Genomic DNA, 26,236 nt, shown 5'->3' on the forward strand with positions numbered 1-26,236 from the left:
CGCGCCGGGGCCTAGCGCTTCTCGAGGACGGAGCGGCCGGCCTCGAGGCGTGCGACCGGCACCCGGAAGGGCGAGCACGAGACGTAGTTCAGCCCGACCTCGTCGAAGAAGTGGACCGAGCGCGGGTCACCGCCGTGCTCGCCGCACACGCCGACCTTGAGGTCGGGGCGGGTCTCGCGACCCTTCGTGGTCCCCATCTCGACCATGCCGCCGACGCCGCGCTGGTCGAGCGACTCGAACGGCGAGACGTCGAAGATGCCATGCTCGAAGTAGCGGGAGAAGAACGCCGCCTCGACGTCGTCGCGCGAGAAGCCCCACCCCATCTGGGTGAGGTCGTTGGTGCCGAAGGAGAAGAACTCGGCCTCCTTGGCGATCCGGTCGGCGAGGAAGGCCGCGCGGGGCAGCTCGATCATCGTGCCGATCGCGATGTCGAGCTTGACCCCGCGGTCCTCCTCGACCTCGGCGATCTGCTGGACCAGCTCGGCCTTCACGATCTCGAGCTCGCGGACGCTGGCGACCAGCGGGACCATGATCTCCGGCCGCGGGGTGCCGTGGACGGCCATCCGGTCGGCCGCCGCCTCCGCGATCGCCCGGCCCTGCATCCGAAACAGGCCGGGGATCTGGATCCCGAGCCGTACGCCGCGCAGCCCCAGCATCGGGTTCTGCTCGTGCAGGCGGCGGACGTGGGTGAGCAGCGTCCGCTGGTGCCGGGCGTGCTCGTCGTCCTCGCCGCGCTCGTCGGCGAGCGCGACCTCGACGCTCAGCTCGGTCAGGTCGGGGAGGAACTCGTGCAGCGGCGGGTCGAGGAGGCGGATCGTCACCGGCAGGCCGTCCATCGCCTCGAGGATCTCGGTGAAGTCCTGCTTCTGCAGCGGCAGGAGGGCGGCGAGGGCGGCCTCCACCCCGGCCTCGTCCTCGGCGACGATGAGCTTCTCCACCAGCTCGCGACGCTCCCCGAGGAACATGTGCTCGGTGCGGCACAGGCCGATGCCCTGGGCGCCGAACCGCCGGGCGCGGGCGGCGTCCTCCGGGGTGTCGGCGTTGGTGCGCACCCGCAGCCGGCGGGCGCCGTCGGCGTGGGCCATGATCCGCGCGACCGACTGGGCGAGGTCGTCGTCGAGCTTCTCGCCCTCGAAGAGCCGCACGACGACGGAGTCGGCGACCGGCACGGCCCCGGCGAAGACCTCGCCGGTCGAGCCGTCGATCGAGATCACGTCGCCCTCGCGCACCGTCTCGCCGTCGCGGACGGTGAACTGCCCGGCCTTGCTGTCGACGTCGAGCGACTCCGCGCCGCACACGCACGTACGTCCCATCCCGCGCGCGACGACGGCGGCGTGCGAGGTCTTCCCGCCGCGGCTGGTGAGGATGCCGCGGGCCGCCACCATGCCGCGCAGGTCGTCGGGGTTGGTCTCCTTGCGGACGAGGATGACGTCCTCGCCGCGCTCCGCCCACTCCACGGCGGTGTCGGAGTCGAAGACGGCCTTGCCGACGGCAGCGCCGGGTGAGGCGTTCATGCCCTTCGCGAGCAGGGTGCGCTCGGCCTCGTCGTCGAAGCGCGGGAACATCAGCAGCGCGAGCTGCTCGCCGGTGACGCGCAGGACGGCCTCGTCCATCTCGATGAGGCCCTCGTCCACCATGTGCACGGCGATGCGGAAGGCCGCCTCGGGAGTCCGCTTGCCGACGCGCGTCTGGAGCATCCAGAGCTTGCCGCGCTCGACCGTGAACTCGATGTCGCACATGTCGCGGTAGTGCCGCTCGAGGCGCGACATGATCTCCATGAGGTCGTCGTGCGACGTCCGGTCGATCGCGGCCATGTCGGCGAGCGTGACGGTGTTGCGGATGCCGGCGACGACGTCCTCGCCCTGGGCGTTCTGGAGGTAGTCGCCGTACTCGCCCTGGGCGCCGCTGGCCGGGTCGCGGGTGAAGGCGACGCCCGAACCGGAGTCCATGCCGAAGTTGCCGAAGACCATGGCCTGCACGTTGACCGCCGTGCCGAGGTCCTCGGGGATCCGTTCCTGGCGACGGTAGAGCCGCGCGCGGTCGGTGTTCCACGAGTTGAAGACGGCCTGGATCGCGAGGTCCATCTGCTCGCGCGGGTCCTGCGGGAAGTCGCGTCCCGTCTGCTCCCTGATGATGCCCTTGAACGTCTCGACGAGGCCCGCGAGGTCGTCGGCGTCCAGGTCGAGGTCGGACTCGGTGCCCTTGGCCTTCTTGGCAGCGTCGAGCGCCTCGGAGAACAGCTCGGCGTCGACGTGGAGCACCGTGCCGCCGAACATCTGGAGCAGCCGGCGGTAGGAGTCCTGGGCGAACCGCTCGGACTGACTGCGGGCCGCGAGGCCGCCGACCGAGGTGTCGTTGAGTCCGACGTTGAGGACGGTCTCCATCATGCCCGGCATCGAGAACTTGGCGCCGGAGCGCACCGAGACGAGCAGCGGGTCGTCGGCGTCGCCGAGCTTCTTGCCCATCGCCTCCTCCAGGGACGCGAGGTGCTCGGTGACCTCGTCCGCGAGCCCGTCCGGCATCCCGCCCTCGGCCAGGTAGGCGCGGCAGGTCTCGGTCGAGATCGTGAAGCCCGGCGGCACGGGGAGGCCGAGGTTCGTCATCTCGGCGAGGTTGGCCCCCTTGCCGCCCAAGAGGTCCTTCTGGTCCTTGTTTCCCTCAGCGAAGTCGTACACCCAGGTCATGCAAGGCATCCTGCCTCAGCGACCGGACTCCGTATACGGTTGAGCGCCGCCGACCGCGGCACGTACGCGTCGGGCGGTGAAGTCGGCCGCCAGCTCGTCCACCTCTTCGAGGGTGCAGAACCGCACGTCACGGATCTCGCGCTCCTGCTTCACCACGGTGTCGAGCACCGAGGGCGCCAGGGTGCCGCCGTCGAAGACGAGGCAGACCGCATCGTCCCAGCCGCCCCAGGGCGGGAGCCAGTCGGTGAGCACGAGCTCGCCCGGCTCGATCTCGAGCCCGAGCTCCTCCTCGACCTCCCGCTGCACGGCGAGGCGGGGGGACTCGCCCACCTCGACCACGCCGCCGGGCAGGTCCCAGTCGCGCTTGTACGTCAGCTGGCACAGCAGCACCCGCCCCTCGGGGTCGCGCACGAGCATCTGCGAGATCGCGCGCTTGCGGGGGAGGAAGGAGTTGAGGAGCGCCCGGAAGCCTCCCGGCTCCTGGACCGGCGTGTCGGTGACGAGCCGCGCATAGACGACGAGGTCCGCCTGGCCGCCGTCCTCGCCCAGCCCACGGCGTACGCCCTCGCGGTGCAGGCCCGCCCAGGTCGCCGCCCGCTGCGCGGGGGCGTCGTCGACGTCGACGAGGACCTCCACCCGGGAGTGCCCGGTCAGGGCCGAGGCCACCTCGCGCCGCAGCTCGTCGGTGCTGACCTCCCCGTCCCACTCGAGTCGGGCGACCCCGTCGTCGGAGGTCAGGGAGATCGGGCTGGGCACGCCTTCACCCTAGCGAGAGGAGGTAGCCGCGCGGCGTCGCCACCGCCTGATGCTCCACCATGGGATGTCGACGGGCATGCACATCCCCAGGTCGATCGACCTGGGAAACTGCGGTTTCCTCGACATCCCATGGTGGAGCAGCGCCGCGTGCCCGGCGCCGGCGCCGCGAGGTCAGCTCGCTCGTGCGAGCTTGGCGCGGATCCGGGCCGCCGTCTGGGAGGGCCGGTCGAGGTCGGACCAGACCAGTCGGACCATCCACGCATCAGTTGCCTCGCGCAGCTGGTCCTCGCGACGTTTCTCCTGGAAGACGACCTCGCCGGCGTCCTGGCCCGGCTCGAGCAGTCGGCCGTACTTCACCTTGCCGTCGAACTCGCCGAGGCCGTTGTGCTTCAGCCACGCCCAGTCGGTACGCCCGACGAGTCGGCCGGCGACGACGACCTCGTGCTGGAGCGTGGGGGCAGGCAGGTGCTCGACGAAGAAGAGCCAGAGCCCGCGGGACTCGCCGACGGACTCGGCCTGGTCCGTCGCCATGTGCACCGGCACGTGCAGGTGGCGCACACGGGGCCAGTGCGCCATGGTGTCGAACTGGTCGCCGATGTCGTCGATGCTGCAACGACGACGGTGCAGCGCGGAGTTGAGCAGCACGAGCGCGCTCTCAGGACGGCCGAGCGATCCTGCCTCGAGCACGCAGCGCTGCGGGGCGAGCACCCGCATCCCGTCGACGACGCCCACCTCGTGGTCGAGCACCAGCCCCTCGTGGTGGACGACTCCGGCCTCGATGCGTCCGGCGCCGCCGTCCAGCCGGGTCACGTGGATGCGGTCGAGGGGGATCCCCCACACGTCGACCTGGTGGGCGAGGCAGCCCGAGGTGTGGCTCAGGGCCACCTTGCCACCGAGCGAGTCGAGCACCGTTCGGCAGACGAGGAGGTGCCGCTCCTCTGCGCTGGCGGCCGACCAGGTGTCGGGGAACGTGTAGTAGCCACGCCGGATGCGCAACCACCGACCAGCCCGCGCCTCCCGGGCGATGACGCGATCGTCGTACCCGGCCTCCCGGGCATGGGCGCGGGTGAAGAAGCCGAGCTCGGCGCTGATCGCGCGCAGGGGGTCGTCCATCCCTCGAGCATTCGGTGACAGGCGCGCGGCGGCCAGCGGCGTACGGCGTTCCTGTGGATGACCCCTCAGGTCGGCCGTCTGTGGATGTCAGGCGGAGCGCTGCGGATTGACGCTCCACCATGGGATGTCGGTGGACCTGCAGTTCCCGGGGTCAGTTGACCCGGGTGAGTGCAGGTTGCTCGACATCCCATGGTGAAGCAGCGCGGGTCGCCAGCGGTGGAGCGTCAGTCGTCAGAACGCCGGAACCAGACGGTCGCGAGGGGAGGCACGACGATGTCCGCGTGCGCCGGCTGGCCGTGGTGCTCGCCGTCGACGGCCTGGATCGAGCCGAGGTTGCCCACCCCGGAGCCGTGGTAGGACTCGGCGTCGGTGTTGAGCACCTCCGACCACGTGCCGGAGGACGGGAGCCCGAGCCGGTAGCCCTCGTGCGGGTTGCCGGCGAAGTTGGACACGCAGACGAGGTCCGGGTGGCCGGGCGAGCGGCGGGCGAAGGCGAAGGTGTTGCGGCCCGCGTCGTTGGCGTCGATCCACTCGAAGCCGGCCGGGTCGTTGTCGCGTCCCCACAGGGCGCCCGTCTGGACGTAGGCGGAGTTCATGTCGCGCACCATCGCGTGGACGCCCGCGTGCTCGGGGTGCTCGAGCAGCCACCAGTCGAGCTCACGGCTCTCGGCCCACTCGGACTCCTGGCCGAACTCGCAGCCCATGAACAGCAGCTGCTTGCCGGGGTGAGCCCACATGTAGGCGAGGTACGCCCGCAGGTTGGCGAGCTGCTGCCACCGGTCGCCCGGCATCTTGCGCAGCAGCGACCCCTTGCCGTGGACGACCTCGTCGTGGCTGATGGGGAGGACGTAGTTCTCGGCGAAGGCGTAGACCAGCGAGAACGTCATCTGGCCGTGGTGGTGGCTGCGGTAGAGCGGGTCCTGGGCGACGTAGTTGAGCGAGTCGTGCATCCAGCCCATGTTCCACTTGAACCCGAAGCCGAGGCCGCCGTCGCTGGTCGGACCGGTGACGCCGGGCCACGCCGTGGACTCCTCGGCGATGGTGACGATGCCGGGCACGCGCTTGTAGACGGTCGCGTTCATCTCCTGGAGGAACTGCACCGCCTCGAGGTTCTCGCGGCCGCCGTTCTTGTTGGGCGACCACTCGCCGTGCTCGCGGGCGTAGTCGAGGTAGAGCATCGACGCGACGCCGTCCACGCGCAGGCCGTCGGCGTGGTACTCCTCGAGCCAGTACACCGCGTTGGAGTAGAGGAAGTTGCGGACCTCGTTGCGGCCGAAGTTGAAGATGTGGCTGCCCCACTCCTTGTGCCAGCCGCGCTGGGGGTTGGGGTCCTCGTAGAGCGGCGTGCCGTCGAAGCGCGCCAGCGCCCACTCGTCGGTGGCGAAGTGGCCGGGCACCCAGTCGAGGATCACGCCGACGCCGGCCTGGTGGAGCCGGTCGATGAGGCGCTTGAGGCCGTCGGGGTCGCCGAACCGGGCGTCGGGGGCGAAGTAGGAGGTGACGTGGTAGCCCCACGAGCCGCCGAAGGGGTGCTGCATGACGGGCATGAGCTCGACGTGGGTGAAGCCCAGGTCGGAGACGTACGGCACGAGCGCGTCCGCGATCTCGTCCCAGGAGTAGAGCTCGCCGGAGTAGTGCTTCCTCCAGGATGCGAGGTGGATCTCGTAGACCGACATGGCCTCGTCGACGGGCTGCCTGGTGCGCCGCGCCTCCAGCCAGTCCTCGTCGCCCCACTCGTGCTCCGACCTCCACACGCGTGACGCGGAGCTCGGCGGCTTCTCGGCGTACTGCGCGAGCGGGTCCGCGCGGTCGACCCACTGGCCGTCCGCGCCGCGGATCCGGTACTTGTACTGGGCGCCGACGCCGGCCCCGTCGACGTGGGCGTGCCAGACGCCCGAGCCGTCGAGTCGGGTCATCGGGTGCTGCGAGCCGTCCCAGCCGGCCCACTCGCCGGCGACCTGGACCTCCTGCGCGTTGGGCGCCCAGACGCGGAACGACGTGCCGTCCACCTCGCCGGTCGCGCTCGTCGAGACCTGCGCGCCGAGGACCTTCCAGAGCTCCTCGTGGCGTCCCTCGCCGATCAGGTGCAGGTCGAGCTCACCCGGTGCGTGCGTCATCTCTGTCACTGCGTGCCTCCCAGCGCTGCGAGCGGGATGGAGAGCCATCCCGGACGGTTGCGTGCTTCGTAGACCGCCTCGTAGACGACCTTATCGGCGAGGTAGGCGTCGAGCAGGATCTCAGCGGTCCCGGCGGCCTGTACCCCGCTCTGCGTGGTGTACGCGTCGAGGAAGGCGGCACGGTTGCGTGCGGACCACTCGGCGGCGCGGTAGTCGCGCTGGTCGGCCTCGGCGCCGATGTCGGTCCCGACGCCGGTGAGGGCGACCACCCGCGGCGCGTAGTCGAAGGACCGGATCATCCCGGCGACGTCGCGCCACACCGAGTCCGGCTTGAGCCGCTCGGCCAGCGGCTTGGCCGGCTCGCCCTCGAAGTCGACGATCTTCCAGCCCTTGGAGGTGCGCAGCGTCTGACCGAGGTGCAGGTCGCCGTGGACCTGCTGCACCTCGACGCCGTCGAGGGTGCGGAGCCGGTCGAACGTCTCGCGCAGCGTGGCCTCGTACGTCGCGAGCTCCGGCACGACGGCGACCGCCTCGCGCAGCCGGGCGCCCATGGCGTCCGCCAGGCCCGCGGCGGTCGCGGCGTCGCGCTGCTCCACCGGGAAGTGCGCGGCGAGGTCGGCGTGCACCTCGGCCAGCGCCGTACCGAGCCGTGCGGCCTCCCCGGCGAAGTCGCCGCCGACCTCGTCGGCGTGCAGGTCGGCCTCGGCGTAGAGGTTGCGGACGCTGGCCAGGGCCAGGTCCCAGCCGTCGCTCGCGGTGCGCAGGAACTGCTGCAGCATGGCGAGCTGGATGGTCGTGTTGGTCTCGTCGTCGACCAGGTCGAGCCAGCCGTAGAGCGATGCGACGTGGGTGGACCCGGCCTCGGTGAGGACCTGATGGATCGCGATGTCCGGGTTCACGCCCGGCGTCACCTTGCGGAAGACCTTCATCAGCGCGTCCTCGCCGAACGCCACCGACGAGTTCGACTGCTCGCCCGAGAAGAGCGTCGAGTGCGTGTCGAGGTCGAGGTCGTGGCCCGCCAGGCTGTGGAACATCAGCTCGCCCGGCGGGGGAGCGGAGAAGGCCTTGAGCCACAGCGCCATCGCCTGGCGGTCGTGGACCGCGTCGTAGACCCACGCGTGGCCGAGCTCCTCGTCGTCCCACTCGCCGACGAGGGCGTGTTCGAGCCGGTCCTGCGGCTCGGGGTAGTAGGCGAGCGGGAGCTGGTAGAGCTCGGTCCCGCCCGAGCCGTCGCCGTCGGCGTACGCCACCTCGGCCAGCTCGATCGCCACCCGGACCCCGTCCGGCGCGCCGGGCAGCACGCCCACGCACCGCACGTCCACCAGCGACCACTCGCGCCCCTTGCCGCCGAACCAGCGGGCCTCCGCGATCCAGGTCCGCAGGTCGGCGAGGGCCACGTCGCTGCGCTGGGCACTCATCCCGGCACCTCCGAGGACGTCGGGTCGGTGAGCCTGAGCCAGAGGAAGCCGTAGCCGCCCAGGGTCAGCAGGTAGGGCAGCTCGCCGATCGCAGGGAACGGCACGCCTCCGAGGAGCTCGACGGGCACCATCCCCTCCCAGCTGCGCAGGTCGAGCTCGACCGGCTGCGGGAAGCGGGAGAGGTTGTTGACGCACAGAATGATGTCGCGGCCCTCCGCACCGGCGCCCTCGGCGCAGTGCTCGCGGACGTAGGACAGCACGCTGGGGTTGGACCCGCCGAGGTCGGTGAAGGTGCCGAGGCCGAACGCCGGGTGCCGGCGCCGGGCGTGCACGAGGCGGCGCGTCCAGTGCAGCAGCGACGAGGTGTTCTCCAGCTGCGCCTCGACGTTGACCGACTGGTAGCCGTAGACCGGGTCCTGGATCGCCGGGAGGTGCAGCTTGCCGGGCGTCGCGGAGGAGAAGCCGGCGTTGCGGTCGGGCGTCCACTGCATGGGCGTACGCACGCCGTCGCGGTCGCCCAGCCAGATGTTGTCGCCCATCCCGATCTCGTCGCCGTAGTAGAGGACGGGGGAGCCGGGCAGCGAGAGCAGGAGCGCGGTGAAGAGCTCCATCCGGTTGACGTCGCCGTCCAGCAGAGGCGCGAGGCGGCGGCGGATGCCGATGTTGGCCTTCATCCGCGGGTCGTGGGCGTACTCGGACCACATGTAGTCGCGGTCCTCGTCGGTGACCATCTCGAGCGTGAGCTCGTCGTGGTTGCGCAGGAAGATGCCCCACTGGCAGCCGTCGGGGATCGCCGGCGTCTGCTCGAGGATCTCCGAGATCGGGAACCGCGACTCGCGGCGCACGGCCATGAAGATGCGCGGCATCACCGGGAAGTGGAAGGCCATGTGGCACTCGGTGCCCACCCAGCGACCGTCCTCGGTCTGCTCGGGACCGAAGTACTCCACGACGTCGGCCGGCCACTGGTTGGCCTCGCAGAGCAGCACGCGACCCGGGTAGTTCTCGTCGACGAAGCGGCGGCACTTCTTCAGGAAGTCGTGCGTCTCGGGGAGGTTCTCGCCGTTGGTGCCGGGCCGCTCGTAGAGGTAGGGCACGGCGTCGAGACGGAAGCCGTCGAGGCCCATGTCGAGCCAGAACGCCATCGCCTCGAGCATCGCGTCGTGGACCTTGGGGTTGTCGAAGTTGAGGTCGGGCTGGTGGTGGAAGAACCGGTGCCAGAAGTACTGCTGGCGCACCGGGTCCCACGTCCAGTTCGACGGCTCGGTGTCGACGAAGATGACCCGCGCGTCCTGGTAGAGCTCATCGGTGTCGGACCAGACGTAGAAGTCGCCATAGGGGCCGTCCGGGTCGCTGCGGCTCGCCTGGAACCACGGGTGCGCGTCGCTCGTGTGGTTCATGACGAAGTCGATGATCACGCGGATGCCCCGCTGGTGGCAGGCGTCGATGAACTCGTGGAAGTCCTCGACCGTGCCGCACTCGGGGAGGATGTTGTTGTAGTCGGCGACGTCGTAGCCGCCGTCACGCAGCGGCGAGGTGAAGAACGGCGGCACCCACAGGCAGTCGACGCCGAGCCACTCGAGGTAGTCGAGCTTCTCGATGAGGCCCTGGAAGTCGCCCGTGCCGTCGCCGTTGGAGTCACGGAACGAGCGGACCAGCACCTCGTAGAAGACCGCCGTGCGGAACCAGTCCGGCTCCGCATTGAGCACCGCCGTGGCGGCGCCTGCGTCCGTCGGCATGGGCTGGTCGGTCAACGGGTCCTCCTGACACTGATGATGTGGGCGGGCTCCCAACCGGGGTCGAGCCGGACGTAGTTGTGCTGGCTCCAGCTCCAGTCCTCGCCGGTGATCTCGTCGTGCGCGACGAACGAGTCGTGCCAGCCGAGCCCGAGGGCCGGCATGTCGAGGTGGACCACGGTCTCCCGCGTGCCGTGCGGGTCGAGGTTGATCACCGAGATGACCACGTCGTCGCCCCCGTCGGGGAGTGCAGCCCGCTTGGAGAAGACCAGGACGCTGTCGTCCTCGCTGGAGTGGATCGTCACGTTGCGCAGCAGCTGGAGGGCCGGGTGCTGGCGGCGGATCTCGTTGAGGCGGGTGAGGTACGGCGCCAGCGTGGTGCCCTCGGCGTCGCGCTTCTTCCAGTCGCGGATGCGGATCTGGTACTTCTCGGAGTCGAGGTACTCCTCCGAGCCCGGCTTCACCGCGACGTGCTCGAACAGCTCGTAGCCGGCGTACACGCCCCAGCTCGGGGAGCCGGTCGCGGCGAGGGCCGCACGCACCTTGAACGCCGCCGGGCCGCCGTACTGCAGGTAGGCGTGGAGGATGTCGGGGGTGTTGACGAAGAAGTTCGGCCGCATGAGGTGGTCGGACTCGCTCGACACCTCGACGAGGTAGTCCTCGATCTCGCGCTTGCCGGTGCGCCACGTGAAGTAGGTGTAGCTCTGGTGGTAGCCGACCGCGCCGAGGCCGTGCATCATCGCCGGCTTCGTGAACGCCTCGGAGAGGAAGAGGACGTCGGGGTCGGTACGCCGGACCTCCGCGAGCAGCCACTCCCAGAACGCCAGCGGCTTGGTGTGCGGGTTGTCGACGCGGAAGATCCGCACGCCGTGCGACATCCACAGCTTGACGATCCGCAGGACCTCGCGGCAGATGCCGGCGGGGTCGTTGTCGAAGTTGATCGGGTAGATGTCCTGGTACTTCTTGGGCGGGTTCTCCGCGTACGCGATCGTCCCGTCGGCGCGCGTGGTGAAGAACTGCGGGTGCGTGGTCACCCACGGGTGGTCGGGCGCCGCCTGGAGCGCGAGGTCGAGGGCGATCTCGAGGTCGAGCTCCCGGGCCCGGGCGACGAAGGCGTCGAAGTCGTCGAAGGTGCCGAGCTCGGGGTGGATGGCGTCGTGACCGCCGTCCTTGCTGCCGATCGCCCACGGGGAGCCGGTGTCGTCCGGCCCGGGGGTCAGCGTGTTGTTGGGACCCTTGCGGTTGACCTCGCCGATCGGGTGGATCGGCGGGAGGTAGACGACGTCGAAGCCCATCTCGGCCACCCGGTCGAGGCGCTCCATCGCGGTGAGGAACGTGCCGCTGGTGACCCTGCCGGTCTTCTCGTCGCGCACCGCGCCCTCGGAGCGCGGGAAGAACTCGTACCAGCTGCCGAACAGCGCACGGGTGCGGTCGGCGCGGAACGGGAACGGGCCGCTGACCGACACCAGCTCGCGGAGCGGGTGGGCCAGCAGCAGGGCGTCGAGCTCGGGGTCCTGCAGCGCGGCCAGGCGGGCGGCGACCGGCCGGTCCTGGTCGTTCGCGGCCGCGATGGCGCCGGTGACGAGGGCGACGGCCGCCTTGTCGAGCTTGGCCGGCCCCTTCGCGTAGTCCTGCCGGACCCGCTCGAGGAGCAGGCGGGCCTCGGTGAACATCAGCTCGACGTCGACGCCGGCCGGGATCTTGATGCCGGCGTCGTGCTGCCAGGTGGCCACCGGGTCGGACCAGGAGTGGATCTCGAAGGTCCACTCGCCGGGCACGTCGGGGGTGACGTGGGCGACGTAGCGGTTCGGCTCCTCGCCGTAGGGCTGCATCCGCACCGGGTCGCGCCTGGCGCCCTTCGGGTCGGTGGCCACCACCTCGGCGGCCAGCTGGTCGTGGCCCTCCCGGAAGACCGAGGCGCGCACGGGCATCGGCTCCCCGACGGTGGCCTTGGCCGACTGGCGACCCAGGTCGACGACGGGCGAGACATCCATCACGGGTATCCGTCCAACCATGCCCCCACACTTGCGAACGTCCGGTAGCGACGCAAGCCGGAGCGGGTGTGGTCTCACCCATTCGACAGAGTTCTTGGATCGATCCAAGAAATGCCATAGCGTGCTGGACCGTGCGAGCGTTCCGTCGATTCACCGTCCGTCCCGTCCTCCCCGAGCCCCTGGCTGCGCTGTCCGTCCTCGCGGGCAACCTGCGCTGGTCGTGGCACCCACCGACGCAGGACGTGTTCGCTGCGATCGATGCCGACCTGTGGCGCGAGAAGGCCGGCGACCCCGTCCGCTTCCTCGGCGCGGTCAGCCGCGAGCGCCTCGACGAGCTCGTCGACGACCAGGACTTCCGCCACCGGCTCGACGCCGCGCAGGCCGACCTCGAGCGCTACCTCACCGAGGACCGCTGGTACGCCCGCAAGGCCGGCGCCGACGCGCCCCGCGCGATCGCGTACTTCTCCTCCGAGTTCGGCATTACGTCCGTGCTCCCGCAGTACTCCGGCGGCCTCGGCATCCTCGCCGGCGACCACCTCAAGGCGTCGTCCGACCTCGGCATCCCGCTGGTCGGGGTGGGCCTGTTCTACCGCCACGGCTACTTCAAGCAGGCGCTCGACCGCGACGGCTGGCAGCAGGAGAGCTACCCCGTCCTCGACCCGGACGAGCTGCCGCTGACCGTCCTGCGCGAGGCCGACGGCTCGCGAGCCACCGTCTCGATCGCGCTGCCCGACGGCCCCGACCTCGTCGCCCGGATCCTCGTGGCCCACGTCGGTCGGGTGCCGCTGCTGCTCCTCGACACCGACATCGAGGAGAACAGCGCCCACTACCGCGACGTCACCGACCGGCTCTACGGCGGCAACTCCGAGCACCGGCTGCGCCAGGAGCTGCTCCTCGGCGTGGGCGGCGTACGCGCGCTGCGGGTGTGGTCGCGCATCACCGGGGCCCCGGCCCCGGAGGTCTTCCACGCCAACGAGGGCCACGCCGGCTTCCTCGGCGTCGAGCGGATCCGCGAGCTGACGGTCGACGAGGCCGGTCCTCACCTCGACTTCGACACCGCCCTCGAGGTCTCGCGCGCCGGCACGGTGTTCACCACGCACACGCCCGTCCCGGCCGGCATCGACCGGTTCCCGCGCGAGCTCGTGTCGCAGTACTTCGGCGGCAACAGCCCGACCCCGGGCGTACCCGTCGAGCGGGTCCTCGCCCTCGGCGCGGAGGACTACGACGGCGGCGACGCCGGTGTCTTCAACATGGCCGTGATGGGCTTCCGGCTCGCCCAGCGCGCCAACGGCGTCTCGCAGCTGCACGGCCACGTGTCGCGCGGGATGTTCAACGGCCTGTGGCCCGCCTTCGACGAGGCCGAGGTGCCGATCTCGTCGATCACCAACGGCGTGCACGGACCGACCTGGATCGCCCGCGAGGTCGTCGAGCTCGCCGCCAGCCGTGGCGCCGACGTCGACGGTGACGACACCGACGCGCTCTGGCCCCTGGTCGACCACATCAACGACCGCGAGATCTGGGACCTCAAGCGCACCCTGCGCACCCGCTTCATCGACGACGCCCGCGACCGGATGCGCCGCTCGGCGCTCAAGCGCGGCTTCGCCCCGGCCGAGACGACCTGGGTCGACAGCGCGCTCGACCCCGACGTGCTCACGATCGGGTTCGCCCGCCGCGTGCCGACCTACAAGCGCCTCACCCTGATGCTGCGCGACCCCGCGCGCCTCAAGAAGCTGCTCCTCGACCCCGAGCGCCCCGTCCAGCTCGTCATCGCCGGCAAGGCCCACCCGGCCGACGAGACCGGCAAGCGGCTCATCCAGGAGATGGTGCGCTTCGCGGACGACCCGGAGATCCGTCACCGGATCGCCTTCCTGCCCAACTACGACATCGCGATGGCGCAGCCGCTCTACCCCGGGTGCGACGTGTGGCTCAACAACCCGCTGCGCCCCTACGAGGCCTGCGGCACCTCCGGCATGAAGGCGGCGCTCAACGGCGGCCTCAACCTGTCGATCCTCGACGGCTGGTGGGACGAGTGGTACGACGGCAACAACGGCTGGGCGATCCCCTCGGCCGACGGCATCGAGGACCCGGACCGTCGTGACGACCTCGAGGCCAACGCGCTCTACGACCTCATCGAGAACGACGTCGTGCCGCGGTTCTACGAGCACAACGACGAGGGCGTGCCGCCCCGATGGCTCGAGATGGTCCGCCACACCCTCAAGTCGCTGGGCCCCAAGGTCCTCGCGACGCGCCAGGTCCGCGACTACGTCCGCGAGCTGTACGCCCCGGCCGCCCACACCGCACGCACGCTGAACGCCGACTACGCCGGCGCCCGCACGCTGTCGGGCTGGAAGGCCGAGGTCCGGTCCGCGTGGTCCGGCGTCCGCGTCGAGCACGTCGACTCCGAGGGTGTGGGGGACCAGGCCGAGGTGGGCGCCACCCTCGCCGTCAAGGCCTGGGTCGCGCTGGGCTCGCTGTCGCCGCAGGACGTCTCGGTCCAGGTCGTGCACGGCCGGATCGGCTCCGACGACGTGCTCACCGCCACCTCGGTCACGCCGATGGAGGTGGGGGAGTCCTACGACGGCAGCCGTCACCGCTTCGACGCGACCATCCCGCTGGCGTACTCCGGTGCGTTCGGCTACACGGTCCGGGTGGTGCCGCGCAACGACGCGCTGGCCTCCGTCGCGGAGCTCGGGCTGGTGGCCGAGCCGGCCTGAGGGCCGCTCAGCCGCAGGTGGCGGGCCCGCCGCGCGTCGGCTGCCGGAGGGGCGTACGCGACTCCTCGACGAGGCGCGTGCCGGTCAGGCGGTAGGCCGTGCGCTCGCCCTGTCCGCTCCCGCGGTGGAACCAGTGCACCTGCAGACGGCGCCCGGCGCAGCGGAACCCGACGTCGTCGCCGCCCTCGGTCGCCGTCACGAGGACGGCCGGGTCGCGGCCGAGGAGGACGGGGCGCAGCGCACCCCGGTGGAGGGTGAAGAACCCGTAGGCGTGCGCGCTCGGGTCGCCCGGCACCGGACCGAAGTCCACCAGGACCTCCGGAGCGCCCGACCCCAGTGCGTCGCGGGCCGGCCGCGCCGTGATGCCGGTGGTCGAGAGGCCCCGGGGGACGCGGCCCGTGCCCCGCACGGCGCGGCCGCGGACCTGCGTGGTCACGACGAGCTTCCTGCCCCGGACGACGCGGACGGACGACCCGGTCGCCTGCTCCGTCGCCGTGGCGACGAAGGACGTCGAGCCGGCCGGTGCCGAGGCGGCGGAGAGCCCGGACCAGGTCAGGCCGACGGCGAGGACGAGTGCTGCTGGACGGATCACGTCGCTCCTTCGCTGCTCGCCGGGTCCGTCCGACGGTAGGGACGTCATGGCGATGGCCCCGGGGCCGTGCACGGATGTCACCGAATCTCGCGACCTGTCGCCGCGGGCGCTCTTCGTGCGCGTCACGCCGAGCTGACCGGCGAACGGACCGAACGGTCCCGGGCCGGCAGGCGTACGCGGGGGCCGGCGCGTGACTCGTCGTTCGGTCCGTCGGACGGCCCGTCGGACGGCCCGGCCGTACACGCGCGGACAGACGTCCGGGGCGGCCGGGAGGCTGAGCGTGCGACGTGGGACGCCGGCCGACTTCTGTCCGCGCGTCTACGCCGGAGGTCAGGCGAACGCGAGCCAGCAGCCGACGGCGATCGGGACGAGGCCGAGCAGCAGCCAGGCGGAGAGGATCCGCATCCCGTGGATGGCGCGGAAGGCCGCGACGGCTCCGGCGCCGAAGATCCCGCCGATGACGATGAGCCCCGCGCGGGAGGAGTCCGGGCCGTCGAGCATGACGCCGGCGACCACGAGACCGACGACGAGGTGCAGGATCGTGGTGACCGCGAGCGTCGACATCACCCAGCGCTGGACGCGGGCGAGGTCGCGGGCGTCCTTCTCGGGGTCCGCGACGACCGTGCGGGGTGCGTCCAGGTCGAGGAGGTGGCTCCGTCCCTTCTCGGTACGTCGGGCGGGGACGCTGCTGGCCACGGGCTCCTCCTGGATGATCCTTGCTGCGACAACTGTTGCTAGGCTAACAAAGTGTCCGCCGAGATCCGAACCGACGACCCCCTCGCCCTCGAGCGCCAGGTCTGCTTCGCCCTGGCGGTGGCCTCGCGCACGGTGATCTCGGTCTACCGGCCGGTCCTCGAGCCGATGGGGCTGACCCACCCGCAGTACCTCGTGATGCTCGCGCTGTGGGGTGAGGAGCCGCTCTCGGTCACCGAGCTCAGCCGCCGGCTCGACCTCGACCCCGGGACGCTGTCGCGGCTGCTGAAGCGGCTCGAGGTGTCCGGCCTGCTCCGCCGCGACCGCAACCGTGAGGACGAGCGCAGCCTCGCCGTCGCGCTCACCCCGCAGGGCCGCGCGCTGCGCGAGCGGGCGCTCGACGTGCCCGGCACGATCCTCGAGCGCCTCGGGATGGACCTCGAGGAGCTGATGGAGCTGCGCGACCGCCTGACGGACGTCATCGGTGCGGCCAAGGGCGCCACGGAGGCGCGCACCGGCTGAGCGGGTGCAGACTGCGCACGTGCGATCAAGCGCGGCGCGCCCCACGTGGACAGGCTGGACGGCATGACGACAGCGGCCGACACCTTCGCCGCGTTCCTCGACACCCTGGCCGAGACGCTCGACCTGGGCGGCGAGGAGCGGGCGCGGCGGCTCCACCTCTCCCGCTTCCACCTCGCCCGCGTGGTGACGGCGACGGGAGGCGAGCCGCCGGAGCGGATGCGCCGCCGCCTGCTGCTGGAGCGCGCGGCGTACCGCCTCGTGTCCGGCGACGAGCAGGTGGTGGACATCGCGTTCGAGGCGGGCTTCGGCTCCCACGAGGCGTTCACCCGGGCGTTCGTGCGCGAGTACGGCACGGCGCCGAGCCGCTGGCGGCAGCACCCCACCCGGACCCAGATCGAGGGACCGAGCGGCGTGCACTTCCACCCGCCCGGCAGCCTCCGCCTGCCGACCTCACGAAAGGTGACCCCGATGGACCTGATGACGCGCATGCTCGAGCACCACGTCTGGCTGACCGGCGAGATGATCGAGCGGGCCGCCCGCCTCACCGACGAGCAGCTCGACGCCCCGATCGAGGTGCCCATCGGCACCATCGACGACGACATGTCGATCCGCTCGGTGCTCGGCCGGCTGGTCGGCCAGCTCGCGCAGTGGAACGCCGCGGTCGAGCAACGGAGGTACGACTGGGACCAGGAGCGCGGCAAGTCGCTCAGCACGCTGCGCCGCGAGCTCGGCGAGGAGGGCCCGGCGTTCCTCGCGCAGGTCCGCGCCACGGTCGAGGAGGGGCGCCTCGACGACACCTTCCTCGACGTGACCTGCGAGCCGCCGCGGGTGTTCACCTACGGCGGGATGGTGGCGCACGTGCTGACCTTCGCCGCCGTACGCCGGCTGGTGGTGCTGGGTGCCTTCGAGACCGTCGGCATCACCGACCTCGACGCGGGCGACCCGATGGAGTGGGTGGCGCAGCCCGCGTAGGCGCGGTCGGGAGCCGGTCAGGCCTGGCGCAGCACCAGCACCGACCGCGCCTGCAGGTCCAGGGTGCTGCCGGCCTCGGCGGTCGTCCCCACGGCGACGTCGGCGTTGGTCGACAGGACGACCTCGCCTCGGTGGACCCACTGGTTGGCGGGAAGCGTCAGCTCGACGTCGTGGTCGCCGGCGTTGAGCCAGATCATGAACGAGCTGTCCTGCACCTGCTCGCCGCGGGGGCCGGGGTAGCGCAGGGGCGAGCCGTTGAGGAACATCCCGATCGTGCGCACGGCGTCGTCGTTCCAGTCGTCGGTGGTCATCTCGCGACCGTCCGGGTGCATCCAGACGAGGTCCTTGATGCCGCCCTTGATCGTCGGGCGCCCGGCGAACCAGTGCCGCTGGCGCAGCACCGGGTGCTCACGCCGCAGACGCAGCGCCGTCTTGGTGATCTCGTAGACGTCGAGCCACGCGTCGTCGGGCGTCCAGTCGATCCACGACGTCTCGTTGTCCTGGCCGTAGGCGTTGTTGTTGCCGCCCTGCGTACGCCCGCGCTCGTCGCCGGCGGTGAGCATGGGCACGCCGCTGGAGAAGCAGAGGGTCGCCATGAGGTTGGCCGCCTGCCGCCGGCGCAGCGCGATGATCGCCGGGTCGTCGGTCTCGCCCTCGACGCCGCAGTTCCACGACCGGTTGTTGTCGGTGCCGTCCCGGTTGTCCTCGCCGTTGGCCTCGTTGTGCTTCTCGTCGTACGACACCAGGTCGCGCAGCGTGAACCCGTCGTGCGCGGTGACGAAGTTGACCGACGCGTAGGGGCTGCGGCCGTCGTCGGCGTAGAGGTCGCTCGAGCCGGCGAGCCGCGTGGCCACCGTGCGCACCCCGCCGGAGTGGCCCCGCCAGAAGTCGCGCACCGTGTCGCGGAACTGGTCGTTCCACTCCACCCACGGCGGCGGGAAGCCGCCGACGCGGTAGCCGTCCATCGAGGCGTCCCACGGCTCGGCGATGAGCTTGACGTGGCGCAGGACCGGGTCCTGCCCGATCGCGGTGAGCAGGTGCGAGCCCATGTCGACGACCTGCTGGGTGCGGGTGATGGCGCTCATCAGGTCGAACCGGAAGCCGTCGACGTGCATCTCGGTGACCCAGTAGCGCAGCGAGTCGAGGATCATCCGCAGGCTCTGGGTGTGCGTCGAGTCGACGGTGTTGCCGCACCCGGTGACGTCCCAGTAGCGGACCGGCCCCGGCTCCTCGCCGGCCTCGGGCTCCGGCGGCTGCACGCGCTGGTAGTAGCCGAGGTCGTCGAGGCCGCGGAAGCTCAGGGTCGGCCCGAGCGGACCGGCCTCGGCGGTGTGGTTGTAGACCACGTCGAGGATGACCTCGAGCCCGGCGGCGTGGAAGTCCTTGACCATCTGCTTGAACTCGGTGACCTGCTCGCCGCGGTCGCCGCTGGAGGAGTAGGCGTTGTGGGGGGCGAAGAAGCACAGCGAGTTGTAGCCCCAGTAGTTCACCAGGCCCCGCTCGGCGAGCGCGGGCTCGGAGAAGAACTGGTGCACCGGCAGCAGCTCGACCGCGGTGACGCCCAGGTCCTTGAGGTAGTCGGTGACGGCGGGCGACGCGAGCCCGGCGTACGTCCCGCGCAGGTGCTCGGGCACGCGGTCGTGCAGCCGGGTCATGCCCTTGACGTGCATCTCGTAGATCACGGTGTCGCGCCAGCGCCGCCGCGGGTGGGTGTCGGCGCCCCACTGGAAGTCGTCGTGGACGACCACGCTGCGGGGGACGTACGGCGCGGAGTCGAGGGTGCTGATCACCTCGGGGTCGTCCAGGTCGTAGCCGAAGATCGCGTCGTGGACGACCAGGTCGCCCGAGACCGCCTTGCCGTAGGGGTCGAGCAGCAGCTTGGCGGGGTTGAACCGCAGGCCCGCCTCGGGGTCCCACGGGCCGTCGGCACGGAAGCCGTAGCGGGTGCCGGCGGGCAGGCCGGGGACGGCACCGTGCCACACGCCGAGCGCCTGCTCGGTGAGGCGGTGGCGCGTCTCGGTGCCCTCGTCGTCGAAGACGCACACCCACATCGCGTCGGCCGCGGGCGCGTAGACCGCGAAGTTCGTCGCCTCGGCGTACCACGTCGCACCCAGGGGGTAGTTGCGTCCGGGCCAGACCTCCATGGTCTCGCCGACGTGGTTCCAGACCGTGCTCGTCTCCGGGGGCGTCACGCGGGCCATTGTGGTGGCATCGTCGGCGCACGGCACAATGCGCCACGCACCGTGCCGCCGTGCACGCACCGCTCGACGAAGGGGAAGCACCATGGAGTTCGTGTCGATCGACGTCACCGACGGCGTCGCGGTCCTGAGGCTCGACCGGCCGAAGATGAACGCGATCAGCACGCAGGTGCAGGCCGACCTCCGGGAGGCCGCGGCCGAGCTCACCGAGCGCGACGACGTGCGCGCCGTCGTGCTGTGGGGCGGCGAGCGGGTCTTCGCCGCGGGCAACGACGTCAAGGAGATGGCGGACATGTCCTACAGCGACATGGTCAAGGTCTCCACCTCCGTCAGCAGCGCGACGACGGCGATCGCGCGAATCCCCAAGCCCGTGGTCGCCGCGGTCAACGGGTACGCCCTCGGCGGGGGCTGCGAGCTCGCGCTGGCGGCGGACCTGCGCTTCGCCGCCGAGGACGCGGTGCTCGGCCAGCCCGAGGTGCTGCTCGGCATCATCCCGGGCGCCGGCGGCACCCAGCGGCTCGCGCGACTGGTCGGCACCTCGAGGGCGAAGGACATCATCTTCACCGGACGCTTCGTCAAGGCCGACGAGGCGCTGCGCATCGGGATGGTCGACCGGGTCGTCCCCGCCGACAAGGTGCTGGAGGAGTCGGTCGCCTGGGCCGCGCAGTTCAGCAACGCCGCGGCGCTGGCGATCCGCGCCGCGAAGGAGTGCATCGACCGGGGGAGCGAGGTCGACCTCGACACCGGCCTCGAGATCGAGCGCCAGCAGTTCGCCGGGGTCTTCGCGACGGAGGACCGTACCCGCGGCATCACCTCGTTCGTTGAGAACGGACCGGGCAAGGCGACCTTCGTCGGCCGGTGAGCGACCTGTGACCGAGGACCTGCAGACGTAGAGGGAGACCACCACCGTGGCAACGAAGATCCGGGCGATGCTGGCGCAGCTGATCTGGCTGGTGTGCGCGCTGTGCGCGCTCGTGCTGGCGCTGGGGGCGCTGCTGGTCGCGCTGGACGCCAACGAGAAGAATGCGCTGGTCGACTTCGTCCTGCGGGCCGCCGACTACGTCGACCTCGACGTCTTCGGCCGCGAGGGCGGGATCAAGCAGTTCCGCGGCGAGGGCGCCGGCGTCAAGAACGCCCTCTTCAACTGGGGCCTCGGCGCGATCGCGTGGCTCGTCGCCGGACGGATCCTCGACCGCATCGTCAAGCCCTGATGGCGCGCTCGCTCGCGGTCGGCGCGACGGCCCTCGTCCTCTCGGTGGCGGGCTGGGTGTCGCCGACGGCGGCGGGCGCGGCACCTGCGACCAGCACGACCCTCGTGCTCAGCAACCCCACCTCGGCGTACGGCCAGTCGGTGCGCGCCAGCGCCGCGGTCGCGAGCAGCGCCGGCCCCGCGCAGGGGGACGTCGTCTTCACGGTCGACGGCATCGCCATCAAGGCGAACCTCACCGGTGGCGGCACCGCGAGCGTCCTGCTGCCGGACACAGCCGTGGGCATCCACGAGGTGCGTGCGACGTTCGTCCCGCAGCTCCCGCTGCAGCAGGAGGGCAGCTCCTCGCCGGTCCAGCAGTGGCGGGTGGAGCGGGCGGCGGTCGACCTCGGCGTGCAGGTGAGCGGTGCCCGTCCGCGCTCCGCCGCGCGGGTGCGCCTCGACCTGCGGGGCGACTTCGGCACGTCCCCGGGCGGTGACGTACGGCTGCGGCTCGCGATGGCCGGCGGGCCTCGCCGGGTGCGTACGGCCACGCTGGACGCCACCGCACGGGCCACCGTACGGCTCGGACGTCTCGCCCCGGGTCGCTACCGCCTGGTGGCGACCTACGCGGGGGACGCGGACCACCTCGCGGCCCGGCGCACGGTCCGGTACCGGGTCGGACGACCGTGACAGTGTCACTGTGACTGACCCCACCCGGCACGCCATTCCGGTCGGGGGTGACCGGCTAGTAGCCTCCGAAGCACATCCGACTGCACAGGAGGGGCCGCGAGGCCACACCACCATGAACATTGTTGTCTGTGTGAAGTACGTGCCGGACGCCACGGCCGACCGCAAGTTCGAGGACGACAACACCGTCGACCGCGTCGGCGTCGACGGCCTGCTGTCCGAGCTCGACGAGTACGCCGTGGAGCAGGCGCTCCAGTTCCGTGAGAAGCGCGAGGGTGAGGAGATCACCGTCACCGCGCTGACGATCGGCCCCGAGAAGGCCGTCGACGCCGTCCGCAAGGCGCTACAGATGGGTGCCGACTCCGGTGTCCACGTGGTCGACGACGCGATCGCCGGCTCCGACTACCTCGGCACGTCCCTGGTGCTCGCCAAGGCGGTCGAGAAGATCAAGGCCGACGCCGGGGTGGACCTCGTGGTCTGCGGCATGGCCTCGACCGACGCCTCCGGGTCGGTCGTGCCGGCCATGCTGGCCGAGCGCCTCGGGATGCCGCAGGTGACGCTGGCCTCGGTCGTGGAGTCGCAGGGCGACCAGGTGCGGATCAAGCGCGACAACGAGGGCTCGACCGAGGTCATCGGCGCGACCCTGCCGATCGTGCTGTCCGTGACCGACCAGTCCGGCGAGGCCCGCTACCCCTCCTTCAAGGGCATCATGGCCGCGAAGAAGAAGCCGCTCGAGACGTGGTCACTGAGCGACCTCGGCCTCGACGCCGACCAGGTCGGCCTGTCCGTGGCGTACTCGCAGGTCGAGGACACCACCGCGCGCCCGCCGCGCACCGCCGGCGAGATCGTGACCGACGAGGACGGCTCGGGCGCTGGCGCGCTGGTCGACTTCCTCGCCTCCAAGAAGTTCATCTGAGGAGCTGCGTAGACATGTCTGAGGTCCTTGTTGTCATCGACCACGCCGAGGGCGAGGTCAAGAAGCCGACCTACGAGCTGCTGACGATCGCGCGCCGCCTCGGTGAGCCGTCCGCGGTCTTCTTCGGCCCGCCCGACCAGGGCGACGCCGTGGCCGAGAAGGTCAGGAAGTACGGCGCCGCGAAGGTCTACGTCGTCGACGACGCCCAGATCAAGGGCTTCCTCGTCGCGCCGAAGGCCGAGGCGCTGCAGCAGCTCGCCGAGAAGACCAGCCCCGCTGCGGTGCTGCTGCCCTCGACGTTCGAGAACAAGGAGGTCGCCGGTCGCCTGGCGATCAAGCTGGGCTCGGGCCTGATCACCGACGCCGTCGACGTCGCGGACGGTGGGGTCACCACGCAGAGCGTGTTCGCCGGCAACTACACCGTGCAGGCGAAGGTCACCACCGGCACGCCGATCATCACGGTCAAGCCCAACTCCGCCGCGCCCGAGGAGTCCGAGGGCGCGGGTGCCGTCGAGGCGTTCGCCGCCACGATCTCCGACGCGGCGAAGACCGCGCAGATCGTCGCGACCCAGCCGCGGCAGTCGACCGGTCGCCCCGAGCTGACCGAGGCCGCGATCGTCGTCTCCGGCGGACGTGGCACGGGTGGCGACTTCGCCCCGGTCGAGGGATTCGCCGACTCCCTCGGTGCGGCCGTCGGCGCCTCGCGCGCGGCCGTCGACTCGGGCTGGATGCCGCACGCGTTCCAGGTCGGCCAGACCGGCAAGACCGTCTCCCCGCAGCTCTACGTCGCCAACGGCATCTCCGGCGCCATCCAGCACCGGGCCGGCATGCAGACCTCCAAGACGATCGTCGCGGTCAACAAGGACCCCGAGGCCCCGATCTTCGAGCTGGTCGACTTCGGTGTGGTGGGCGACCTCCACGCCGTGCTGCCCGCCGCGACCGAGAAGGTCAAGGAGCGCAAGGGCTGATCGCCGCCCGACCCGAGACCAACGCCCCCGGCCGCAGCGGCCGGGGGCGTTCGTCATGTGGTGGCGGGCCGGCGGCTCACCACACCGAGGCGCGCGCGACCCACTGTCCGTCGCGCTGCGCGATGCGCAGCGTGTAGCCGCGGTCCCGCGTCCCGAGCACCTGGAACTGCACGGGCCGCCCCCAGAAGGAGGCCTGCGCCTCGGAGCAGCGTCCCGGCAGCGCCGGGAGCCTGGTGCGCGAGAGCCGCGACCACCCCTCCGCGGACGAGTGCGACAGCACGTCGGGCCACCCGCGCCGGCCCCCTGACGTGGCCAGCAGCACGGCGCCGTCGGGTCCGTCGGGCACGACGACGTCGCACGCGCCCCTGACCCCGCCCGGGAGCGTCACGACTCCCCGCTCGCCGGAGACGACCCACGTACGGCTGCGGCCGGGGACGGCGACGTACCGCCCGTCGTCGGACACACCGAGCGGGTGCACGCCGGACCGCAGCGCCTGCCACGTGGCCGCGTCGCGGGTCGTGAGGACGACGCCGAGGTGGCGCCTGCCGCACTCGAGGGCGACGACGAGCACGTCCAGCGGCTGCTGGGTGGCGGTGTCGCCCCACCGGCACCGCGCGTCACCGGCGTCGTGGACGGTCGCGGCCGGGCCCCACGCCTGGGCTGCCTCGTCGTAGACCTGGGCGCGCACCTGACGCCCGTCGGCCGAGCCGACGGCGACGAGGGGAAGGCCCGGCGCGGTGAAGAACTGGGTGGAGAGGCGTCGCTCCACCCGCTCGAGCCCGGGTGCGTCCGTCGGCGCGACCCGGGTGACGGACCACGGGGACGCGGCGTCCGGGCGCGAGACGACCGCGACGAGGGCGGGGTTCGGGAGGTAGCCGAACAGCGCGGTGTCGGCGTCGACGTTGACGAGGTCGGCCTCGGAGGAGCAGGCGTTGCCGAGCGCGACCTCCTGCCGGACCGGCACCGCGTCGCCCGTGCCCGTCAGCACGACGAGGGGGCAGCGCTCGCCGACCTGGCCGCCGTAGAGGAAGGACACCTGCTGGGTGTCGGTGATCGTCGCGGTGACGGTGTACTCCTGCCCGCGGGCGCGCACGGCGTGGTCGCTCCAGCCGGCCGGGGTGCGGGTGGTGTAGCGCCGGTGCATCGGCCAGACCGCGTTCTGGCCGTCAGGGGAGATCCCGGGCTCCTCGTAGGCCTCCCCGTCGAGACGGTGCGACGACCAGGTCACGCCGTCGGGGGACCAGAGGGCGCGCGAGGCCACCGGTGCGGTGTCCTCGTAGTAGCCGCCCTCGTCGCAGAGCGCGATCGCGGCGACGGCGCCGTTGGCGGTGCGGGCGTCGACCGCTCCGCACCGCACGCGGGCGTTGCGCACGACGTCGCGTCGCGGACCCCACGTACCGGTCGCCGCGTCCCACCGCCGCGAGACGACGGCGCGGTAGCGCTCGGTGGCCCACAGCCGGAGCCGGTCGCCGTCGGACATCGTCAGCTCGACGCCGCCCGGGATGTCGCGCGGCAGCGCGGCCGTGGGGAGCGGGGCGGAGGACGCCGCAGCCGGGAGAGCGGCGGACGCGGTCGCGTGGGCCGCGGGCGGCGCGGCCTGGCTGGTCGGCGTGGTCAGGACGGCCGCTGCGGTCGTCAGCGCGACGACCATCCCCGTGATGCGAGACATGGGCCGACCATAGGACGGATCGGCCTACCCTCGTCGTCATGAGCAGCGAGGAAGCCGTACGCCACGCCGCGGGTCGTGCGCGGACCGCGAGCCACGAGCTCGCCACCGCCACCCGCGCGACGAAGGACGCCGCGCTGCACGCGATGGCGGACGCGCTGCTGGCTTCCGCCGCGCAGGTGCTGGCCGCCAACGCCGAGGACGTCGCACGCGCCGAGGCGGCCGGGACGGCGGCCAACATCGTCGATCGGCTCCGGCTCGACGACGGCCGGCTCGAGGCGATGGCCCGGGGCCTGCGCGACGTCGCGGCGCTGCCCGACCCGGTGGGCGAGGTGCTGCGCGGCAGCACGCTCGCCAACGGCCTCGAGCTGCGCCAGGTGCGCGTCCCGTTCGGCGTCGTCGGGATGATCTACGAGGCGCGACCCAACGTCACCGCCGACGCCGCCGGCATCTGCCTCAAGTCCGGCAACGCGGTGCTGCTGCGCGGCTCGTCCAGCGCCCGGTCGAGCAACCTCGCGATCGTCGAGGCGATGCGCGGTGCGCTGGCCGCCAGCGGCCTGCCGGAGGACGCCGTACAGCTCGTCCCCGGCGACACCCACGACTCCGTCAAGGCGCTGATGCGCGCCCGAGGGCTCGTCGACGTGCTCATCCCGCGGGGCGGCGCCGGGCTCATCCGCAGCGTCGTCGAGGAGTCCACCGTGCCGGTCATCGAGACCGGCGTGGGCAACTGCCACGTCTACGTCGACGCCTCCGCCGACCTCGAGCAGGCGCTGGCGATCGTGATGAACTCCAAGTCCCACCGCACGAGCGTCTGCAACGCCGCAGAGTCGCTGCTCGTGCACGAGGACGTCGCCGACGAGTTCCTCCCGATCGTCGTCGAGGCGCTCCAGGACGCGGGTGTCCTCGTCCACGGCGACGCCTCGTTCGCGGAGTACGACGACGTCGTGCCCGTGACCGACGAGGACCACGCCGCCGAGTTCCTCGGGCTGGAGATCTCCGCCGCGGTCGTCGCCGACGTCGAGGGTGCGATCGCGCACATCCGGCGCTGGTCCTCCGGCCACACCGAGGCGATCGTGGCCCGCGACCAGGCGACGGTCCGGCGGTTCGTCGCGGCCGTCGACTCCGCCGCGGTGATGGTCAACGCCTCGACCCGCTTCACCGACGGGGGCGAGTTCGGCTTCGGCGCAGAGATCGGCATCTCCACCCAGAAGCTCCACGCCCGCGGCCCGATGGGCCTGCCGGAGATGACGTCGAGCAAGTACGTCGTCGTCGGCGAGGGTCACATCCGGTGACCGTGCGCCCGG

General features: G+C 71.7%; 20 protein-coding genes. 9 read left to right on the forward strand and 11 right to left on the reverse strand.

Features of this window, described 5'->3' with window-relative positions:
- Positions 1-11: 11 nt before the first annotated feature.
- The 7 genes from ppdK to F4692_RS14400 form a co-directional block, all read right to left on the reverse strand.
- Positions 12-2,684, reverse strand: coding sequence for a pyruvate, phosphate dikinase (ppdK, locus tag F4692_RS14370; protein WP_179620278.1), 2,673 nt, complete (start codon positions 2,682-2,684; stop codon positions 12-14).
- Positions 2,685-2,699: 15 nt separating this feature from the next.
- Positions 2,700-3,440 carry an NUDIX hydrolase gene (locus F4692_RS14375; RefSeq protein WP_179620279.1) on the reverse strand — a complete coding sequence of 247 codons (741 nt, stop codon included), beginning with the start codon at positions 3,438-3,440 and terminating at the stop codon, positions 2,700-2,702.
- A 171-nt stretch (positions 3,441-3,611) separates the two neighbouring features.
- Entirely contained in the window at positions 3,612-4,553 is a 942-nt protein-coding gene (locus tag F4692_RS14380; RefSeq protein ID WP_179620280.1) for a type IV toxin-antitoxin system AbiEi family antitoxin domain-containing protein, read from the reverse strand.
- Positions 4,554-4,777: 224 nt separating this feature from the next.
- Positions 4,778-6,670 (reverse strand): 1,4-alpha-glucan branching protein GlgB, encoded by a 1,893-nt coding sequence (glgB, locus tag F4692_RS14385; RefSeq protein ID WP_257029765.1) that lies wholly within the window; start codon positions 6,668-6,670, stop codon positions 4,778-4,780.
- Positions 6,671-6,675: 5 nt separating this feature from the next.
- Complete coding sequence (locus tag F4692_RS14390) at positions 6,676-8,088, reverse strand: maltokinase N-terminal cap-like domain-containing protein (protein WP_179620282.1); 1,413 nt, start codon at positions 8,086-8,088, stop codon at positions 6,676-6,678.
- The gene (treS, locus tag F4692_RS14395) at positions 8,085-9,824 is read right to left on the reverse strand and encodes a maltose alpha-D-glucosyltransferase (protein WP_179620524.1); all 1,740 of its coding nucleotides are present in this window, start codon (positions 9,822-9,824) and stop codon (positions 8,085-8,087) included. The genes F4692_RS14390 and treS overlap by 4 nt, the downstream gene beginning before the upstream one ends.
- Positions 9,825-9,835: 11 nt before the next feature.
- Entirely contained in the window at positions 9,836-11,815 is a 1,980-nt protein-coding gene (locus F4692_RS14400; RefSeq protein ID WP_475118476.1) for an alpha-1,4-glucan--maltose-1-phosphate maltosyltransferase, read from the reverse strand.
- A 131-nt stretch (positions 11,816-11,946) separates the two neighbouring features.
- On the opposite strand from F4692_RS14400, the gene glgP reads away from it, so the two are divergent.
- The gene (glgP, locus tag F4692_RS14405) at positions 11,947-14,529 is read left to right on the forward strand and encodes an alpha-glucan family phosphorylase (protein ID WP_179620284.1); all 2,583 of its coding nucleotides are present in this window, start codon (positions 11,947-11,949) and stop codon (positions 14,527-14,529) included.
- Positions 14,530-14,536: 7 nt separating this feature from the next.
- Here the strand turns inward: glgP and F4692_RS14410 are convergent, their stop codons facing one another.
- Together F4692_RS14410 and F4692_RS14415 are read right to left on the reverse strand one after the other, a co-directional pair.
- Complete coding sequence (locus F4692_RS14410) at positions 14,537-15,121, reverse strand: hypothetical protein (protein ID WP_179620285.1); 585 nt, start codon at positions 15,119-15,121, stop codon at positions 14,537-14,539.
- A 330-nt stretch (positions 15,122-15,451) separates the two neighbouring features.
- A complete protein-coding gene (locus F4692_RS14415; protein WP_179620286.1) occupies positions 15,452-15,817 on the reverse strand; it encodes a hypothetical protein in 366 nt (121 codons plus the stop codon).
- A gap of 51 nt (positions 15,818-15,868) precedes the next feature.
- Between F4692_RS14415 and F4692_RS14420 the strand changes: the two genes are divergently transcribed.
- Positions 15,869-16,336, forward strand: a complete 468-nt coding sequence (locus F4692_RS14420; RefSeq protein WP_179620287.1) for a MarR family winged helix-turn-helix transcriptional regulator — start codon at positions 15,869-15,871, stop codon at positions 16,334-16,336.
- Between the two features lie 63 nt (positions 16,337-16,399).
- Positions 16,400-17,308: a helix-turn-helix transcriptional regulator gene (locus tag F4692_RS14425; RefSeq protein ID WP_179620288.1), complete on the forward strand. Its 909-nt coding sequence runs from the start codon at positions 16,400-16,402 to the stop codon at positions 17,306-17,308.
- 17 nt (positions 17,309-17,325) lie between these two features.
- Here F4692_RS14425 and glgX read toward each other — a convergent pair whose 3' ends face one another.
- Positions 17,326-19,500: a glycogen debranching protein GlgX gene (glgX, locus tag F4692_RS14430; RefSeq protein WP_308645311.1), complete on the reverse strand. Its 2,175-nt coding sequence runs from the start codon at positions 19,498-19,500 to the stop codon at positions 17,326-17,328.
- A gap of 91 nt (positions 19,501-19,591) precedes the next feature.
- Here glgX and F4692_RS14435 point away from each other — a divergent pair, with 91 nt between their 5' ends.
- The 5 genes from F4692_RS14435 (at position 19,592) to F4692_RS14455 (ending at position 23,266) form a co-directional block, all read left to right on the forward strand.
- Complete coding sequence (locus tag F4692_RS14435; protein ID WP_179620289.1) at positions 19,592-20,368, forward strand: enoyl-CoA hydratase/isomerase family protein; 777 nt, start codon at positions 19,592-19,594, stop codon at positions 20,366-20,368.
- A 46-nt stretch (positions 20,369-20,414) separates the two neighbouring features.
- Positions 20,415-20,717, forward strand: coding sequence for a hypothetical protein (locus F4692_RS14440; protein WP_308645312.1), 303 nt, complete (start codon positions 20,415-20,417; stop codon positions 20,715-20,717).
- Positions 20,717-21,385, forward strand: coding sequence for an Ig-like domain repeat protein (locus F4692_RS14445; protein WP_179620290.1), 669 nt, complete (start codon positions 20,717-20,719; stop codon positions 21,383-21,385). Before F4692_RS14440 ends, F4692_RS14445 begins: the two co-directional genes overlap by 1 nt.
- A gap of 130 nt (positions 21,386-21,515) precedes the next feature.
- Positions 21,516-22,298: an electron transfer flavoprotein subunit beta/FixA family protein gene (locus F4692_RS14450; RefSeq protein WP_308645313.1), complete on the forward strand. Its 783-nt coding sequence runs from the start codon at positions 21,516-21,518 to the stop codon at positions 22,296-22,298.
- Positions 22,299-22,312: 14 nt separating this feature from the next.
- Entirely contained in the window at positions 22,313-23,266 is a 954-nt protein-coding gene (locus F4692_RS14455; protein ID WP_179620292.1) for an electron transfer flavoprotein subunit alpha/FixB family protein, read from the forward strand.
- A 76-nt stretch (positions 23,267-23,342) separates the two neighbouring features.
- Here the strand turns inward: F4692_RS14455 and F4692_RS14460 are convergent, their stop codons facing one another.
- Entirely contained in the window at positions 23,343-24,935 is a 1,593-nt protein-coding gene (locus F4692_RS14460) for a hypothetical protein (RefSeq protein ID WP_179620293.1), read from the reverse strand.
- A gap of 38 nt (positions 24,936-24,973) precedes the next feature.
- On the opposite strand from F4692_RS14460, the gene F4692_RS14465 reads away from it, so the two are divergent.
- A complete protein-coding gene (locus tag F4692_RS14465; protein WP_179620294.1) occupies positions 24,974-26,224 on the forward strand; it encodes a glutamate-5-semialdehyde dehydrogenase in 1,251 nt (416 codons plus the stop codon).
- The last annotated feature ends 12 nt before the right edge of the window (positions 26,225-26,236 follow it).

Origin of the sequence: Nocardioides cavernae, assembly GCF_013410035.1 — a bacterium.
Taxonomy (GTDB): domain Bacteria; phylum Actinomycetota; class Actinomycetes; order Propionibacteriales; family Nocardioidaceae; genus Nocardioides; species Nocardioides cavernae_A.